Genomic DNA, 15917 nt, shown 5'->3' on the forward strand with positions numbered 1-15917 from the left:
CGTCGAAGGGCGCCCTGCTCAGGACACCATGAGCAGGGCGTCCTTCCGCCATTTCAGGACCTTGTCGAAGCTGACGACGGCACCGCGGCCGGGGCGGTTGCCGAAGTGCACATGGTCGGCGAGCTGCTCGATCAGACACAGCCCCCGCCCGTCCTCGGCGCTGAGCGGCGGGTACTGCCGGGGCTCGTACCGCTGCTGGTCCTCGTACCGCTCCGCGGAGTCGTGGAGGGTGCTCCGGGCCGGGAAGCCTGGGCCCGAATCGGCGACCTCGATACGGCACTTCTCGCCGTCCAGGTAGGCGGTGACCCGGTACTGCGCCGAGGCGGCGCCGGGCAGCTCGTCCCACACGTCCCACGGATCCCGGGTGCCGAATCGGTCGCCCCGGCCTTCCCGGTCGTCCTGGTCCGCGTGGTCACCGCCATGCTCGACGGCGTTCGCACAGGCCTCGCTGAGCGCGAGCGACAGATCGAAGGAGATGTCCGGGTCCACGCCCGCGGTCTCCATGGTGCCCAGCAGGAAGCGGCGGGCGAGTGGAACGCTCGCAGCCTCGCGCCGCAAATGGAGGGACCACCAGATGCTCATGCTCCAGCCTCCTGGCTGCGGCTCGACATACCGATACCTATTGCCGCGCAGCGCCGTTCGTAAGCGCGGACCGGATGTGAGACCGCTCATTCGGCGGATACCAGCTCTCCGTACACCCGTGTATGCCCGGCGCACACCCGAGAAAGCCCCGGCCCGTACCGACCGGCTCGTTCCCGTCGGACGGAAGGCGGCCTTCCGGACCTGCCGTACCGAAGCCGGGGCCTCGGTGCGATGATGACCCCGCCATGTCTATGCCGGTCGCACGCGCCGGAGCCGGTCTGCGGCTCCTGAGGACCGCGGTGTTCGCCGCGGTCTGTGTCGCGCTGTCCGCGGCGGGTCACGCCCTGGCCTCCTGTGCGCCCGTCCCTTGGTGGACCCTGCTCGCCGGATTCCTGGGGATGGCCGCGGTGGTGGCACCGCTCGCCGGACGCGAGCGTTCACTGCCGTCCATCGCCGCCGCGCTGGCGGGCGGGCAGATCGCCCTGCACGTCCTGTTCGGCATGGGTACGCACGGCACCCCGGCGAACACCGCGGCGGGCGACGACTCCTTGATCCGGTTCGCGGCGAGCCTGGTGTGCGGGGCCGGTCCGGCGCAGCTGAGCGCCGCCGAGGCGCACCGCGTCGTCACCACCGCGGGCATCGACCCGGCTTCGGTGTCGGGCGGTGCCCACCAGCACGTGGCCGCCGCGTCCGGTACGGATCCGGGCGCGCTCGCCGCGCTGCTGCCCGATCTGCCCATGGTCCTCGGCCACCTGCTGGCCGCGGTGGCCACCGGCTGGCTGCTGCGGCGCGGGGAGATCGCCCTGTTCCGGCTGGTCCGGCTGTCCGCGCACGGCGCCCAGCAGATCGCCGCCGGGGCCCGGCTGCGCGCCCTGCGCGCCGCACTCGCCCTGGTCGGTGCCCTGCGCGCCGGGCTCCGCGACTGCCCGACGACCGGGCCGCGCACCCTCCGTACGGCGGTCGACGCCCCGGCGCCCGCCACCGGCGACCCCTTGCAGCACCTGGTGATCAGGCGCGGTCCGCCACTCGCGTACGCACTCGCAGCCTGACGCGACACCTCCACCCGGCGCACGAACCGCGCTGTTCCGTACCCGGTCGGCGCATGCCCGCCGTTCGGAGGGGAGAGGTGTCGTGATGTCGGCGCACACCCGCGCGCCGGACCACTTTCCCTCGTGCTTCCGTGGAGTGATACCTGCCATGAACGTTTCCCGCATCGCCCTCGCCGGCGGCGTCGCCGCGTCCACCGTCCTGATCCTCGCCGGTACGGCCTCCGCGCACGTCAGCGTGCAGCCGCAGGGCGAGGCCGCCAAGGGCGGTTACGCCACCGTCAACTTCAAGGTCCCCAACGAGCGCGACAACGCCTCGACGACCAAGGTCGAGGTCAACTTCCCGACCGACCACCCACTGGCCTCCGTCATGCCGCAGGCCGTGCCGGGCTGGGACATCGAGGTCACCAAGAGCAAGCTGGCCAAGCCGCTGGAGATGCACGGCCAGAAGATCAACGAGGCCGTCTCCAAGGTCACCTGGACCGCCACGGGAGACAAGGACGAGCGCGGCATCCGCCCGGGCGACTTCCAGCAGTTCCCGCTCTCCATCGGCCAGCTCCCCGAGGACGCCGACCAGCTGGTGTTCAAGGCCATCCAGACGTACGACAACAAGGAAGTCGTCCGCTGGATCGAGGAGCAGAAGAAGGGCGCAGAGGAGCCGGAGAGCCCGGCACCGGTCCTCGCCCTGACCGCACCGGCCGCAGGCGAGCACGGTGCCGCCGACGACGCCAAGGGCACCGGCTCCGGTGCCGAGGCGGCGGACAAGCAGACGACGGCCGCTTCGGACTCGTCCACGAGCGACACCACGGCCCGTGTCCTCGGCATCGTCGGCATCGTCATCGGCATTGCCGGGGTGGCGTTCGGCGTCCTCGCCGGCCGCCGCCGCACCGCCTGATCCACAGCGCCACCCGTCCCACCGACCACCAGGAATCAGAGCTCCATGTCCAAGAAAACGGTGCTGGCCGCGGCGTTCGCCGCCGCGGCTGCGCTCACCCTGTCCGCCTGCGGCAGCAGCGAAGACAGTGCCAAGAAGCCCATCGCCGATGTATCGGTCCAGGCGAAGACCAAGGCCGCGACCGCCCTGGACCAGCCGTTCACCAAGCCGGATCTGGTGCTCACCGACACCCACGGCAAGAAGTACGACCTGCGCGAGCGGACCAAGGGAAAGCCGACGCTGATCTACTTCGGCTACACCAACTGCCCCGACGTCTGCCCGCTCATCATGAGCAACATCGCCATCGCCAAGAAGGCGCTCCCCAAGGCCGACCAGGAGAAGCTCCAGGTCATCTTCGTGACCACCGACCCCGAGCGGGACACCCCGTCCTCGCTCGGCAGCTGGCTCAAGATGCAGGACGCCTCCTTCACCGGTCTCACCGGCGACTTCCCGACCATCCAGGCGGGTGCACGCCAGATCGGCATCGGCATCGACGCGCCGAAGAAGGAGAAGGACGGCACGGTCGTCTCGATGCACGGATCCCAGGTCATCGCGTTCTCCCCGAAGACCGACAAGGGCTACCTCGTCTACAGCGAGGACACCTCGCCCGACGACTACACCAAGGACCTCCCCAAGATCATCAAGGGGGAGACCCCGTGAACCGCCGCATCGCCCTCGCCGGCGTCATGGCCCTCACCACCGGGCTGACGCTGGCGGGTTGCTCGTCCTCGGACGACAAGCCCGAGCTGAAGGTGACCGGCGCGTTCATGCCGCAGCCGGTCAGCGACATGGCGGCCGGCTTCCTCGTCGTGAAGAACAGCGGCGGCGTGTCCGACCGGCTCACCTCCGTCACCAGCTCCCTCTCCGACAACGTCACGATCCACGAGACGAAGAACCAGACGATGCGCATGGTGACGTCCTTCGACGTGCCCGCCGGCGGCGAACTGGATCTGGAACGCGGCGGCAACCACATCATGTTCATGAAGCTCAAGCAGCAGCCCAAGCAGGGCGAGAAGGTGTCCGTGCAGCTGCACTTCGAGAAGGCCGACCCGATCAAGGTCGACCTGCCCGTGATGGAGACCACCCACAACCCGAAGAAGCAGTGAGGGACTGACTCGTCATGACAGCCACCACCGCCCCGCACTTCGGACCGACCCCGTCGACTCCCGCGACACGCCGTCCACTCACCGCGGCGGCGCTCCTCGCCGCCCTCGTCGGCATGGTGTTCGGCCTGTTGCTGGGAGGTGCGGGCCCGGCGTCCGCGCATGCCGCACTGACCGGGAGCGATCCGCAGGACGGGGCGGTGGTCACCACCGCCCCCAAGGAGGTCACGCTCACCTTCTCCGAGCAGGTCGCCCTCGGTGACGACTCCATCCGGATCCTCGACCCCGCCGGCAAACGCGCCGACACCGGCGCCGCACCGCGTGATCTGCAGAGCGGCTCCACCGTGAAGTACGGGGTCTCGCTGCACGCCGGACTGCCCAACGGTACGTACACCGTCGCCTGGCAGGCCGTGTCCGCGGACAGCCACCCCGTGTCCGGCGCCTTCACCTTCTCCGTCGGAGCCCCCTCGAAGACCACCGTGGCGCTCCCGACGGACCAGGCCGGGGGTGGCCTCGTCGGCACCCTCTACGGCATCGCGCGCTACGCCGCGTACGCCGGTTTCATCCTGCTGGCCGGCGGCTCCGCCTTCGTGCTGGCCTGCTGGCAGCGCGGCGCGGGCGCCCGCCCGCTTCAACGCCTGGTCGTACGCGGCTGGATGACCCTCACCGTCGCCACCCTGGCGATGCTGCTGCTGCGCAACCCGTACACCGGATCCGGGAAGCTCGCGGACGCCTTCGACCTCGACGGGCTGAAGGCCGTGCTCGACACCAAGCCCGGCGCCGCGCTCGTCTCCCGGCTGCTGCTGCTCGGCGCCTCCGCGCTCTTCATCGCCGTGCTCTTCGGCGCCTACGCCAAGCGCGAGGACGAGCGCGAGAAGAAGGACCTGACCTTCGGGCTGGCCATCGGCGGCACGGTGATCGCCGCCGGGATCGCCGGTACGTGGGCGCTCGCCGAGCATGCCTCGACCGGGATCCAGCCCGGCATCGCCATGCCGGTCGACGTGCTGCACCTGCTGGCCGTGGCGGCCTGGCTCGGCGGTCTCACCGCGCTGCTGGTCGCGCTGTACCGGGCCCCCGACATCGACGCGACGGCGGTACGGCGCTTCTCCGGCATCGCGTTCGGCAGCGTCATCGTGCTCGCCGCGACCGGGATCTACCAGTCCTGGCGCCAGGTCGGCACCTGGTCCGCGCTCACCGGCACCGGATACGGGCAGCTGCTGCTCGTGAAGGTGGGGCTGATCGCCGTCCTGCTCGGGATCGCGTGGTTCTCGCGGCGGTGGACGGCACGCCTGATCACGGGCGGGAGCGGCGCGGCGACGGAATCCCGGGACGAAGAGACCTCTCCGGCCGAGACCTCGTCGACGGAGGCGTCCGCAGGCGCCGAGGATCCGGACACCGCCGGGGCCACGGCCGAGGACCCCGCGCGGGCGGCCCAGCTCGCCCGGCAGCAGGCCGCCGTGGCCACCGCCGAGAAGAAGCGGATCCGCGACTCCGACCCCGAGCGGTCCGGGCTGCGCCGATCGGTGCTGGCGGAAGTGGGGGTCGCCGTGGCACTGCTGGCGGTGACGACCGTGCTGACCTCCACCGAACCGGCGCGCACCGAGGAAGAGGCGGCCCGCGCATCGACCGCGGCGAGCGCCCCGGCAACCGCGGGCCCGGTCGAGATGAAGCTGCCCTTCGACACCGGCGGCGAAAACGGCAGGGGAACGGTGCGAATGGAGATCACCCCCGCCCGTACCGGCGCCAATGAGCTCCACCTCTGGGTGGACGGCAGCGACGGGAAGCCCATGGACGTTCCCGAGGTGAAGGTCGCCTTCACTCTGGAGTCCAAGGACATCGGCCCGCTCCCGGTCGTCCCCGCCCGGCTGACCGAGGGCCACTGGACCGCCGACGGCGTCCAGATCCCGATGGCCGGCAACTGGAAGGTCGCCGTGACCGTACGTACGTCGGACATCGATCAGACGACCATCGACAAGAACATGAAGATTGGTTGAGCGGGATCGTGAGCGGGATCGTGAGCGCGAACAACAGGAAGACCTCGGCGGGCGGCAGGGGCGACACCCCTCGTGGCAACGAGACCGGGGAGGCCGGTGGTGGCATCACCCGGCGTCGGCTGATCGGCAGCGCGGGCGCGGCCGGTGCGGCCGGGCTGGTGCTGGGCGCGGCGGGCGGCGCCACCGGCTATGCCGCGACCCGGCCCGACGAACCCACCGCACTGACGGCGGTCGGCTCCACCCAGGTGATGTTTCACGGGAAACATCAACCGGGGATCACCACTCCGCTTCAGGCGTGCGGCCACCTCGTCGCCTTCGACCTGGTGCCCGGGGCCGGCCGGAAGGAAGCCGCCGCGCTGATGCGCCGGTGGTCGGCGACGGCCGGGCGGCTGATGGCGGGCGAGCCCGCCGGGAGCGGCGCGGCGGACGGCCCGGACCACGACACGGGGATCGCGCTGGACGCCGGGCCGTCCTCGCTGACCGTCACCTTCGGCTTCGGCCGGACCTTCTTCGAACGCACGGGCCTGACCGACCGCCGCCCACCGGGGCTCGACCCGCTGCCCCCCTTCTCCACCGACCGCCTCGACGCCGCGCGCTCCAACGGTGATCTCTGGGTCCAGATCGGCGCGGACGACGCGCTGGTCGCCTTCCACGCGCTGCGGGCCGTACAGAAGGAGGCCGCCCCGGCCGCCAGGGTCCGCTGGCAGATGAACGGCTTCAATCGCTCCCCGGGTGCCACGGCCGAGCCGATGACCGCCCGCAATCTGATGGGCCAGGTCGACGGCACCAACAACCCGAAACCGGCCGAGAGCGACTTCGACCGCCGCATCTTCGTCCCGGATGCCCCGGGCGCGTCGGGCGCGTCGGACGCCCGGGATGGAGCCGATGCGAAGTACGACTGGCTCGCGGGCGGCTCGTACGCGGTCGTGCGCCGGATCAGGATGCTGCTCGACGACTGGGAGAAGCTCCCCGAGAAGCGCCAGGAGCAGGTCATAGGGCGCCGGAAGAAGGATGGCGCTCCGCTGAGCGGCGGCGCCGAGACCACCGCGATGGACCTCGACAAGGCCGGCTCCGACGGCAGGCTCCTGATCCCGGACAACGCCCACGCCCGGATCTCCGCCCCGGAGAAGAACAGCGGCGCGGCCATGCTGCGCCGCCCCTTCTCGTACCACGACGGCATCTCGGCGGACGGCACTCCGGACGCCGGTCTGCTGTTCGTCTGCTGGCAGGCGGATCCGCTGCGCGGGTTCGTTCCGGTGCAGCGGAAGCTGGACCGGGGCGATGCCCTGTCGCCTTTCATCAGGCACGAGGCGAGCGGTCTGTTCGCGGTGCCGGGCGGTGCGGCGGACGGCGAGTACGTGGGGCAGCGGCTGCTGGAGTCCTGAGCCACCGGAGCGCATTAGGGTGACGGTATGTCCGCCACGCGCTACGCATATCTCGGCCCCGAAGGCACCTTCACCGAGGTCGCCCTCCGTACGCTCCCGGAGGCCGCCACCCGCGAACTCGTCCCGATGGTCTCCGTACCGGCGGCTCTGGACGCGGTACGCAGCGGGGCCGCCGCGGCGGCGCTCGTGCCGATCGAGAACTCCGTCGAGGGCGGCATCACCGCGACGCTCGACGAACTGACCACCGGCGAACCGCTGATGATCTATCGCGAGGTGCTGCTCTCCATCACCTTCGCGCTGCTGGTGCGGCCGGGCACCGAACTGTCCGACATCAAGTCGGTCACCGCGCACCCGGCCGCCCAGCCGCAGGTACGCAACTGGATGGCCGCCAACCTCCCGGACGCCGTGTGGGAGTCGGCGGCGTCCAACGCGGACGGCGCCCGGCTGGTGCAGGAGGGCCGGTACGACGCCGCCTTCGCCGGTGAGTTCGCGGCGGCGACCTACGGCCTGGAGCCGCTGGTGACCGAGATCCATGACGCGGAGAACGCGCAGACCCGCTTCGTGCTGGTGGGCCGCCCGGCCCGGCCGGCGGCGCCGACCGGCGCGGACAAGACGTCGGTGGTCATCTGGATGGGCGAGGACCACCCCGGTGCGCTGCTCGAACTGCTCCAGGAGTTCGCGGTGCGCGGGGTGAACCTGATGCTGATCCAGTCGCGGCCGACGGGCGCGGGCATCGGGAACTACTGCTTCGCGGTGGACGCCGAGGGACACATCGCGGACCGCCGGGTCGGCGAGGCGCTGATGGGACTGAAGCGGATCTGCCCGAAGGTGCGGTTCCTGGGTTCGTACCCGAGGGCCGGTGTGGCGGTGCAGGACGTACGGCCGCTGCGGGCGGGTACGTCGGACACGGAGTTCACCGAGGCCTCCGACTGGCTGGCCAGAAACCTGGACGGCCGGGGCTGACGGGTTTCTTTCCTGCGGGACGGAACGGGAGGGCGTCAGTGCCGGTCCGGCGGTCGCGGCACGCCACGACCGACGAGCCGGTGTTATCTGCCGATTTTCTGCATCCACAGAGTTATCCACAGGGGCGGCTCTCGACCTGGGGACAAGTCGACACTCCAATGCGACATGGTCGACATATCACTCCAGTCGCCCCAGATGCATCCACAGACCGGAAGGCCACCCAGGGCTCCCCGTGTTGCCTCAATTCCGTTGATCAACTCTTCAAGAGGGGGAATTCCCACCCGAACGAGCGTCTGAAGTGGGTTTGAACGGGAAATCCGCGAGCCATGACACGACTTTCGGAATGCCCCCCTCCGGCATCCACAGATCTTCCTCACAGCCTGTGGATAACTTTGGGAAGCTCGGGAACCTGTGGACAAGCAACGATCAACTGCCCTTCCAGGCAAGGGTGATACGTCAAGACGAATGAAGCCTTCTGCCCCATTTAGGGGAGTAGGCTCTTTTTATTGACGGTCGAGATCAACTTCAGCCGCACAATCTCCCCCAGCATTACCAATTCAGGCAATTAGGGCAAAGTGACACGCTCGGCAATATCGGTTCGAGCTGCGCAAGTACAGGCCGGTAGCCTGGAGGGGTGATTGACCTTCGCCTGCTCCGTGAGGACCCCGACCGTGTTCGCGCCTCCCAGCGCGCCCGTGGAGAGGACGTCGAACTCGTCGACGCCCTTCTCTCCGCCGACGAGCGGCGCAGGTCGTCCGGTGTCCGCTTCGACGAACTCCGCTCCGAGCAGAAAGCGCTCGGCAAACTCATCCCCAAGGCCTCGCCCGACGAGCGCGCCGAGCTGCTCAAGAAGGCCGAGCAGCTGAAGGTCGACGTCAAGGCCGCCGACGTGGCACAGGACGAGGCCGACGCCGAGGCCAAGAGCCTGATGCTCAAGATCGGCAACATCGTCCACGAGGACGTGCCGGTCGGCGGCGAGGAAGACTTCGTCGTACTGGAGACGCACGGCACGATCCGTGACTTCGGCGCCGAGGGCTTCGAGCCCAAGGACCACCTGGAACTCGGCGAGAAGCTCGGCGCCATCGACATGGAGCGCGGTGCCAAGGTCTCCGGTTCGCGCTTCTACTACCTGACGGGCGTCGGCGCGCTGCTGGAGCTCGCCCTCGTCAACGCCGCGATCGCACAGGCCACCGAGGCCGGCTTCATCCCGATGCTGACGCCGGCGCTGGTCCGTCCGCGCGCCATGGAAGGCACCGGATTCCTCGGCCAGGCCGCGGAGAACGTGTACCACCTGGAGAAGGACGACTACTACCTGGTCGGCACCTCCGAGGTCCCGCTCGCCGCGTACCACATGGACGAGATCATCGACGCCGAGAAGCTGCCGCTGCGCTACGCGGGCTTCTCGCCCTGCTACCGCCGCGAGGCCGGTACGTACGGCAAGGACACCCGGGGCATCTTCCGGGTGCACCAGTTCGACAAGGTCGAGATGTTCTCGTACGTCGACCCGGCGGACGCCGAGGCGGAGCACCGCAGGCTCCTGGACTGGGAGAAGCAGTGGCTCACCGCCCTGGAGCTGCCCTTCCAGGTGATCGACGTCGCCACCGGCGACCTGGGCGCCTCGGCCTCCCGGAAGTTCGACTGCGAGGCGTGGATCCCGACGCAGGGCAAGTACCGCGAGCTGACGTCCGCGTCGAACTGCAACGGCTTCCAGGCCCGCCGCCTGTCCGTCCGGATGCGCGACACCCGCGACGGCAAGAAGGTGCTCCAGCCGCTGTCCACGCTGAACGGCACGCTCTGCGCCGTGCCGCGCACGATCGTGGCGATCCTGGAGAACCACCAGCTGGCCGACGGTTCGGTGCGGGTTCCCGAGGTGCTCCGGCCGTATCTGGGCGGGCGCGAGGTTCTGGAGCCGGTCGCCAAGTGACCTTCCCGTACAAGCTCGTCGCGACCGATCTCGACGGCACGCTGCTGCGTAACGACGACACGGTCTCCGGGCGCACCCGTGAGGCACTGGCCGCGGTCACCGCGGCCAGTGCCGCGCACATCATCGTCACCGGCCGCGCGGTCCCCTGGACCCGTCACATCCTGGACGACCTGGGCTACGAAGGGCTCGCCGTCTGCGGCCAGGGCGCGCAGGTCTACCACGCGGGCGAGCACAAGCTGCTGACCTCGCTGACGCTGGACCGGCAGCTCGCCGGGCTCGCGCTGTCCAAGGTCGAGGCCGAGGTCGGTCCGCTGGCCCTGGCGGCGAGCCGTGACGGGCTCGACGGCGAAGTGATGGTCGGCCCCGGCTACCGGGTACAGGAAGGCCCGCTTCCGGCGGTCTTCGTGAAGGACCCGGCCGAGCTGTGGTCCGCGCCCCTGAACAAGGTCTACATACAGCATCCGGATCTGGACGACGACGCCCTGGCGACGGCCGCGCGCGCGGCCGTCGGCAATCTCGTGGACGTGGTCATGGCCGGTCCGGGAGTGGTGGAGATCCTGCCGCTGGGGCTGAGCAAGGCGACCGGACTCTCGCTGGCCGCGCGCCGGCTGGGCGTGAAGGCCGCGGACACCCTTGCCTTCGGCGACATGCCCAACGACATCCCGATGTTCGCCTGGGCGCAGCGGGGCGTGGCGATGGCCAACGCGCACGCGGACCTGAAGGCCGTGGCGCAGGAAGTCACCGCGTCCAACGAGGACGACGGCATCGCCGTGGTCCTGGAGCGGCTGCTACAGACGTCCTCGTAGGGGCGCGTGGGCAGAGAACAGGGACAGGGGCAGGAAACAAGGAGCGTGGGTCGGGAGCAGCTGCTTCCGACCCACGTGTGCTTCACCGGCACGTGGGTCCTGTCGGCTCTGCTGTGGCGGAGGATGCGCGGATCGAACGCGCGCGGGGTTCACGGTCCCGACGACGGCTTAGCAAGCCGCTGCCTTACCACTCGGCCAATCCTCCGGGAGGGCGGCCGGCGCGATGCGCGAACGGTGCCGCCCCGGGCGTTCGTCCCGAGCCTCACCGTGCGGAGTCGTCGGTGAGTGACTACTCCGGTGCCGGCTGGGGTCCGCCCTGCGGGGAACTCGACGGACTCGGACTCTCGGTCATCGTCGCGCTCCTCTCCCGGCCTGTGGCGTGCGTGTCGGCGTACGTCGTGCGTGTCGGCGTACTCAGTACGTGTCGGCGTGCGCCATGCGTATTGGTGCACGCCGCGCGCGTTGCTGCACGCCGTGCGTATTGGCGTGTGCCTGCGTATTGGCGTGTGCCGTGCCAACCACTGTGCCGGGAACCGTCCTTCGACGCCACTCGTTTTGCGGGCAGCGCCGAAGGCCGCGAACTCCCGCCGGATCAGCGCTGCTTGTTACTGCGGCGGCCCAGATCCTTCAGGCTGCGGGTGAGTTCATCCATCCTGCCGTCGATCCGGACGATGTCCTCGGACATGTGGCCCAGCCGTACGCTCATGGCGCCGACGACCTGATGGGTGACGTCCAGCCTCCGGTCGAGGCTGTCGAGCCGGTGCGACATCCGGTTGAGGACCGGTCCGAGCTCCTGCAGTGCGCTGCCGACCCCGGCGAGGCAGCTCTCCACCCGGGTGACGCGGTGTTCGAGCGAGGCGTAGCCGGCCCGCAGATCCTGCTCGGCGTCGAGCAGGTAGGTACGTACACAGCGGGCGATGTCGCTGTCGCGAAGAAGCATCGCGACGTTGAGAACGGTCCTGCGGGTGTAGACCCTGAGCTGGGTCGCCGCCTGTGGATAACTTTCCGGCACCTTCCCAGTCCATAGCGACATCATGTCGCTATGGAAGGAGCGCAGGTCAGCGCCGCGCAGCACCCGCATCCCGTTTTCCATCAGCTCGTCCTGATGGCGGTCGGTGAGCCTTCTGACGGCGGTTGTGGATACTTCGAAGTAGCGAGCCACATCCTCTGTACGAAGGTGAATCCCGTCCGGGAGCATGACAAGGCTCTTGACCTTGTCGAGGACATCGACACGCTCCATCTGCTCCACGCGCAGCGCACGCGATTCGAGCAGGGCGACTTCTGTGGGCATGGGCATGCCTTCCGGTCGTGGAACGGCGGTTCGTGAAACCGCCGACGGGCAGCCCTGTCCCGGGCCTGAGGGGCGGAGGACGCTCACGGTTGCCACTCACTCAATGACCGACCCGGCGGACCCTGCCTCGCCGGCGTCGGCAATCCCTTTTTCACGAAAGCCACGACGCCACGGATTCCAGTTGCCTCCACGCAGCGTGCTCAACGAACCGATAACCGTACAGTTACGCGTACGACTGTCCGAAATACGTCAACCCCCGCCCGGAAGGCGAGGGTTGACGGGGCGGGCAGGGCGAGTCACTCCTCGCCGACCAGCTTCAGCGTGCGCAGCTTCTGGCCCGCGTACCAGGTGGCCACCACCGTGACCGCCGCCAGCAGGACGGTCGCGGTCGTCAGTCCGACGTCGGAGGTGATCGCGCCCGAGCCGCCGACCTTCTCGGCGACCGCGAGGGACCACTGCTGGACGCTGAGCGTGCGCGCCCCCGGCACCAGCGAGCCGAACAGGGCCTCCCACACCAGCGCGTAGACGAGGCCGAAGACGACCGCGTGCCGGCTGACGGTGCCCAGCAGCAGGAACAGCGCGCTGTACGCGATCGAGGCGACCAGTGCCGCGATGGTGTAGGCCACCGCGATCTGCTGGCCGTTGCCGTTGAGGATCAGGCCCGCGATCAGCGTGGGCAGCGCGGAGAAGACCATCGTCACGGCGATGGCCACGATCAGCTTGGTGAAGATGATCGCCGGCCGCTTCACCGGCTTGGACAGCAGGTAGACGATGGATCCGTCGTCGATCTCGGGACCGATGGCCCCGGTTCCGGCGATCACACCGATCAGCGGCACCATCGTGGCGATGGCGAAGCCGCTCAGCACGTCCGAGGCCACCTGGTCATCGGACCCGGCGAACATCCGTACCGCGACGGCGATGACCACCAGCAGCACGGGCAGGACGAACAGGATGGCGGCCCGGCGCCGGCCGAGCAGGGCCCGGTAGGTGAGCCGGGCGACTGTGGGGTCGTACATGACGATTCACAGCTCCTTTCAGGCCACTACTCAGGCCGCTACGAGATAGGAAAAGACCGATTCGAGGGACTCGTCGGACGGCGAAACGGTCAGCAGACGAATTCCGTGCTCACGCGCGACCTTCGGCAGCAGCTCGGTGAACCGTCCGAAGTCGACCGCCTGGATGAGCAGCGCCTGCTCCCCCCGGTCCACCTCGATGCCGGCCGTCGACGGGTCGGCGATCAGCGCGGCGGCGAGGGCCCGGTCGTCGCTGGAACGTACGAGATAGCGGTGCGGGCGGTCCGTCATCAGCCGGCGGATCCTGCGGAAGTCGCCGGAGGCCGCGTGCCGTCCCGCCACGATCACCTCGATGTGGGAGGCGAGCTGCTCGACCTCTTCGAGGATGTGGGAGGAGAAGAGCACCGTACGGCCCTGTGCCCCCATCCGTCGCAGCAGTTCCATTAGCTGCATCCGCTGGCGCGGGTCCATGCCGTTGAACGGCTCGTCGAGCAGCAGCACCGAGGGCTCGTGGACCAGGGCGGACGCCATCTTCACGCGCTGGCGCATGCCCTTGCTGTACGTCGAGATCTTGCGGTCCTGCGCGTACTCCATCTCGACCGTGGCCAGTGCCTGCTGCGCCTCCGCGTCGCCGAATCCCTGGAGTTCCGCGTTGGCGACGACGAACTCGCGGCCGGTCAGGAAGTCGTACATGGCTTCCCGCTCCGGCACGATCCCGATCTCCCGGTACACGGCCTCGTTCCGCCAGATCGGCTTGCCGTCCAGCGTGACCGTGCCCGTCGACGGGGCGAGAAATCCGGCCATCATGTTGATCAGCGTGGACTTCCCCGCACCGTTGGGCCCGAGCAGACCGGTGACGCCCGGTCCCACCGTCATGCTCACGTCGTTGACGGCGACCACGTTGCCGAACCAGCGCGAGGTGTGGTCGATCTCGATGGTGGTCACAGCCCGACCCTCCGGTAGCGGCGCATCAGTACGGCGTACGAGCCGGCGACGAGCGCGAGAACAACGATCAGATAGACCATGCCGACCCCGGCTCCCGGGACCGCCCCGCCGGGGAAGGCCGAGTCGGCCCCGAGGAACGCGCTCTGCACGCCGCCGATCAGCGTGATGGGCGAGAAGAGCCCCAGCCACTCGACGGCCCCTTCGGAGCCCGTCTGCCAGGCGATGGCCTGGACCGTGGAGACCGCACCGTAGGTGATGGTCAGTACGGCGATCACCGCGGCGACGCCGAAGCCGCGGCGCGGTGTCAGCGCGGCCATCACCAGCCCCAGCGCGGAGAAGAGCACGGAGAGCAGCGCCACCGAGACCAGCCCCTGCCCGAATCCCTTGGTCTGGTCGGCGAAGTCGAACTTCCCGAGGAGCGCGCCCACATAAAGGATGAGCAGCGGCGTTCCGGTGAGGATGAGGAGCGCGGAGGCCATGGCGGCCAGCTTGGCCACGACGTAGTCGACCCGTTCGATCGGCCGCGAGAAGTACAGCGACACACTCTTGAAGCGCAGGTCCCTGGAGACCGACTGCGGTGCCTGTGCGGCGAGGAAGAGGCCGATCACGGCCTGGAGATAGATCGCGAACGCGGTGTACTTGGTCGGCAGGGCCGTCGCCGAGGGGGTGGCGATGGCGACGGCGACGATGATCGCCGCGATCACGCACATCACACCGAAGAGCAGCATCGGCAGCACCTTGGACTTGGCGGAACGGCCGAGTCCGAAAGCCCCGCGCAGGGTCTGCGAGTAGAGGGATCGCCGCGCATAGCCACGGCCCAGCCGCGGGCCGTCGTAGGAGCGGTATCCGATGTTGTGGATGCGGGAGGTGTCGCTCCCGGTCACGGTCCCGGCCTCAGTGCTCATCGCGACCGCTCCCCTTCTGCTGTACGGCGGGCTGCTGCACGGCCTGCTGCTGTACGGGTCCGGCGGCCTCGGACGCTCCCTCGGTCTGGAAGACCTCGGCGATGTGATGGCGCCGCTGCTCCATCCGTACGAGGCCGAGTCCGAGCCCGGCGACGCTGTCGCGCACGATGTCGTACGTCTCGTCGCCGACCGCCTCGACCAGCAGGATGTGGCCCGCGCCGGGCAGTCCCTGGGTGTCGAGACCGTCCTGGCCGATGAACTTCACGCCGGCCCGGGTGAGGACCTGGCGCAGCGCGTCGGTGCCGTCCGGGTGGGTGTCGTTGTCGGTGACCTCGACCGCGAGGGTCGCGGTGGTCTGGGTGAAGTCGCTGGTGGAGCTGGAGCGCAGCAGCGCGCCACCGTCGATGACGACGACGTGGTCGCAGGTGCGTTCCAGCTCGCCCAGGAGGTGCGAGGTGACCAGGACCGAGATGCCGAAGTCGGTGTGTACGCGGCGGATCAGCCCGAGCATCTCGTCGCGGCCGACCGGGTCGAGGCCGTTGGTCGGTTCGTCGAGCAGGACCAGCTGCGGGTCGTGGACCAGCGCCTGCGCCAGCTTCACCCGCTGCCTCATGCCGGTCGAGTAGCCGCCGATGGGGCGGTAGCGCTCCTCGTACAGACCCACGTGCCGGAGCGTGTCGGCGGTGCGCTCGCGCGCCGCCGTCGGCGGCAGTCCGGACATCCGTGCCATGTGGACGACGAACTCGGTGGCCGAGACGTCCGGTGGCAGGCAGTCGTGCTCGGGCATGTAGCCGACCCGCTCCCGGATGGCGGCGCCACTGGTGGCGACGTCGAGCCCGAGCACCGCGGCCCGGCCTTCGGTGGCGGGGGACAGACCCAGCAGGATCTTGATCAATGTGGACTTGCCGGCTCCGTTGGAACCCACCAGGCCGGTCACACCGGGGCCGATGTCCAAGGAGAGCCGGTCAAGCGCGGTCACCCTGGGGAACCGCTTGCTCAGGCTTTCGGTCGCGATCACAGTCACAG

15 protein-coding genes and 1 tRNA gene are annotated in these 15917 nt (G+C 69.4%); 9 read left to right on the forward strand and 7 right to left on the reverse strand.

Annotated features, from left to right (window positions below; genetic code table 11):
* Positions 1–18: 18 nt before the first annotated feature.
* Positions 19–582: an ATP-binding protein gene (locus tag ABZ622_RS06960; protein WP_360541152.1), complete on the reverse strand. Its 564-nt coding sequence runs from the start codon at positions 580–582 to the stop codon at positions 19–21.
* Between the two features lie 245 nt (positions 583–827).
* Between ABZ622_RS06960 and ABZ622_RS06965 the strand changes: the two genes are divergently transcribed.
* The 9 genes from ABZ622_RS06965 (at position 828) to ABZ622_RS07005 (ending at position 10737) form a co-directional block, all read left to right on the forward strand.
* Positions 828–1631: a hypothetical protein gene (locus ABZ622_RS06965; protein ID WP_360541154.1), complete on the forward strand. Its 804-nt coding sequence runs from the start codon at positions 828–830 to the stop codon at positions 1629–1631.
* A gap of 148 nt (positions 1632–1779) precedes the next feature.
* Positions 1780–2523, forward strand: a complete 744-nt coding sequence (locus ABZ622_RS06970) for a YcnI family protein (RefSeq protein ID WP_360541156.1) — start codon at positions 1780–1782, stop codon at positions 2521–2523.
* 45 nt (positions 2524–2568) lie between these two features.
* Complete coding sequence (locus tag ABZ622_RS06975) at positions 2569–3222, forward strand: SCO family protein (RefSeq protein WP_360541158.1); 654 nt, start codon at positions 2569–2571, stop codon at positions 3220–3222.
* A complete protein-coding gene (locus ABZ622_RS06980) occupies positions 3219–3668 on the forward strand; it encodes a copper chaperone PCu(A)C (RefSeq protein WP_360541160.1) in 450 nt (149 codons plus the stop codon). Before ABZ622_RS06975 ends, ABZ622_RS06980 begins: the two co-directional genes overlap by 4 nt.
* A 14-nt stretch (positions 3669–3682) precedes the next feature.
* Positions 3683–5659 carry a copper resistance protein CopC gene (locus ABZ622_RS06985; RefSeq protein ID WP_360541162.1) on the forward strand — a complete coding sequence of 659 codons (1977 nt, stop codon included), beginning with the start codon at positions 3683–3685 and terminating at the stop codon, positions 5657–5659.
* A gap of 104 nt (positions 5660–5763) precedes the next feature.
* On the forward strand, positions 5764–7044 hold the full coding sequence (efeB, locus tag ABZ622_RS06990; RefSeq protein WP_360541639.1) for an iron uptake transporter deferrochelatase/peroxidase subunit: 1281 nt from the start codon (positions 5764–5766) through the stop codon (positions 7042–7044).
* Positions 7045–7071: 27 nt separating this feature from the next.
* Positions 7072–8007, forward strand: coding sequence for a prephenate dehydratase (pheA, locus tag ABZ622_RS06995; protein ID WP_360541164.1), 936 nt, complete (start codon positions 7072–7074; stop codon positions 8005–8007).
* Positions 8008–8641: 634 nt separating this feature from the next.
* The gene (gene serS / locus ABZ622_RS07000) at positions 8642–9931 is read left to right on the forward strand and encodes a serine--tRNA ligase (RefSeq protein ID WP_360541166.1); all 1290 of its coding nucleotides are present in this window, start codon (positions 8642–8644) and stop codon (positions 9929–9931) included.
* Positions 9928–10737, forward strand: a complete 810-nt coding sequence (locus ABZ622_RS07005; RefSeq protein WP_360541168.1) for an HAD family hydrolase — start codon at positions 9928–9930, stop codon at positions 10735–10737. Before serS ends, ABZ622_RS07005 begins: the two co-directional genes overlap by 4 nt.
* A gap of 114 nt (positions 10738–10851) precedes the next feature.
* Here ABZ622_RS07005 and ABZ622_RS07010 read toward each other — a convergent pair.
* The 6 genes from ABZ622_RS07010 to ABZ622_RS07035 form a co-directional block, all read right to left on the reverse strand.
* Positions 10852–10942: transfer RNA gene (locus tag ABZ622_RS07010), tRNA-Ser, on the reverse strand.
* Positions 10943–11329: 387 nt separating this feature from the next.
* Positions 11330–12028, reverse strand: a complete 699-nt coding sequence (locus tag ABZ622_RS07015) for a hypothetical protein (protein WP_360541170.1) — start codon at positions 12026–12028, stop codon at positions 11330–11332.
* Positions 12029–12324: 296 nt separating this feature from the next.
* Positions 12325–13044, reverse strand: coding sequence for an ABC transporter permease (locus ABZ622_RS07020; RefSeq protein WP_360541172.1), 720 nt, complete (start codon positions 13042–13044; stop codon positions 12325–12327).
* Between the two features lie 30 nt (positions 13045–13074).
* On the reverse strand, positions 13075–13986 hold the full coding sequence (locus ABZ622_RS07025; protein WP_360541174.1) for an ABC transporter ATP-binding protein: 912 nt from the start codon (positions 13984–13986) through the stop codon (positions 13075–13077).
* Positions 13983–14891: an ABC transporter permease gene (locus ABZ622_RS07030; protein ID WP_360541176.1), complete on the reverse strand. Its 909-nt coding sequence runs from the start codon at positions 14889–14891 to the stop codon at positions 13983–13985. The genes ABZ622_RS07025 and ABZ622_RS07030 overlap by 4 nt, the downstream gene beginning before the upstream one ends.
* Positions 14881–15870: an ABC transporter ATP-binding protein gene (locus tag ABZ622_RS07035; RefSeq protein ID WP_360541640.1), complete on the reverse strand. Its 990-nt coding sequence runs from the start codon at positions 15868–15870 to the stop codon at positions 14881–14883. The genes ABZ622_RS07030 and ABZ622_RS07035 overlap by 11 nt, the downstream gene beginning before the upstream one ends.
* Positions 15871–15917 lie beyond the last annotated feature (47 nt).

Origin of the sequence: Streptomyces sp. NPDC007164 (assembly GCF_040634135.1) — a bacterium.
Taxonomy (GTDB): Bacteria; Actinomycetota; Actinomycetes; order Streptomycetales; family Streptomycetaceae; genus Streptomyces; species Streptomyces sanglieri.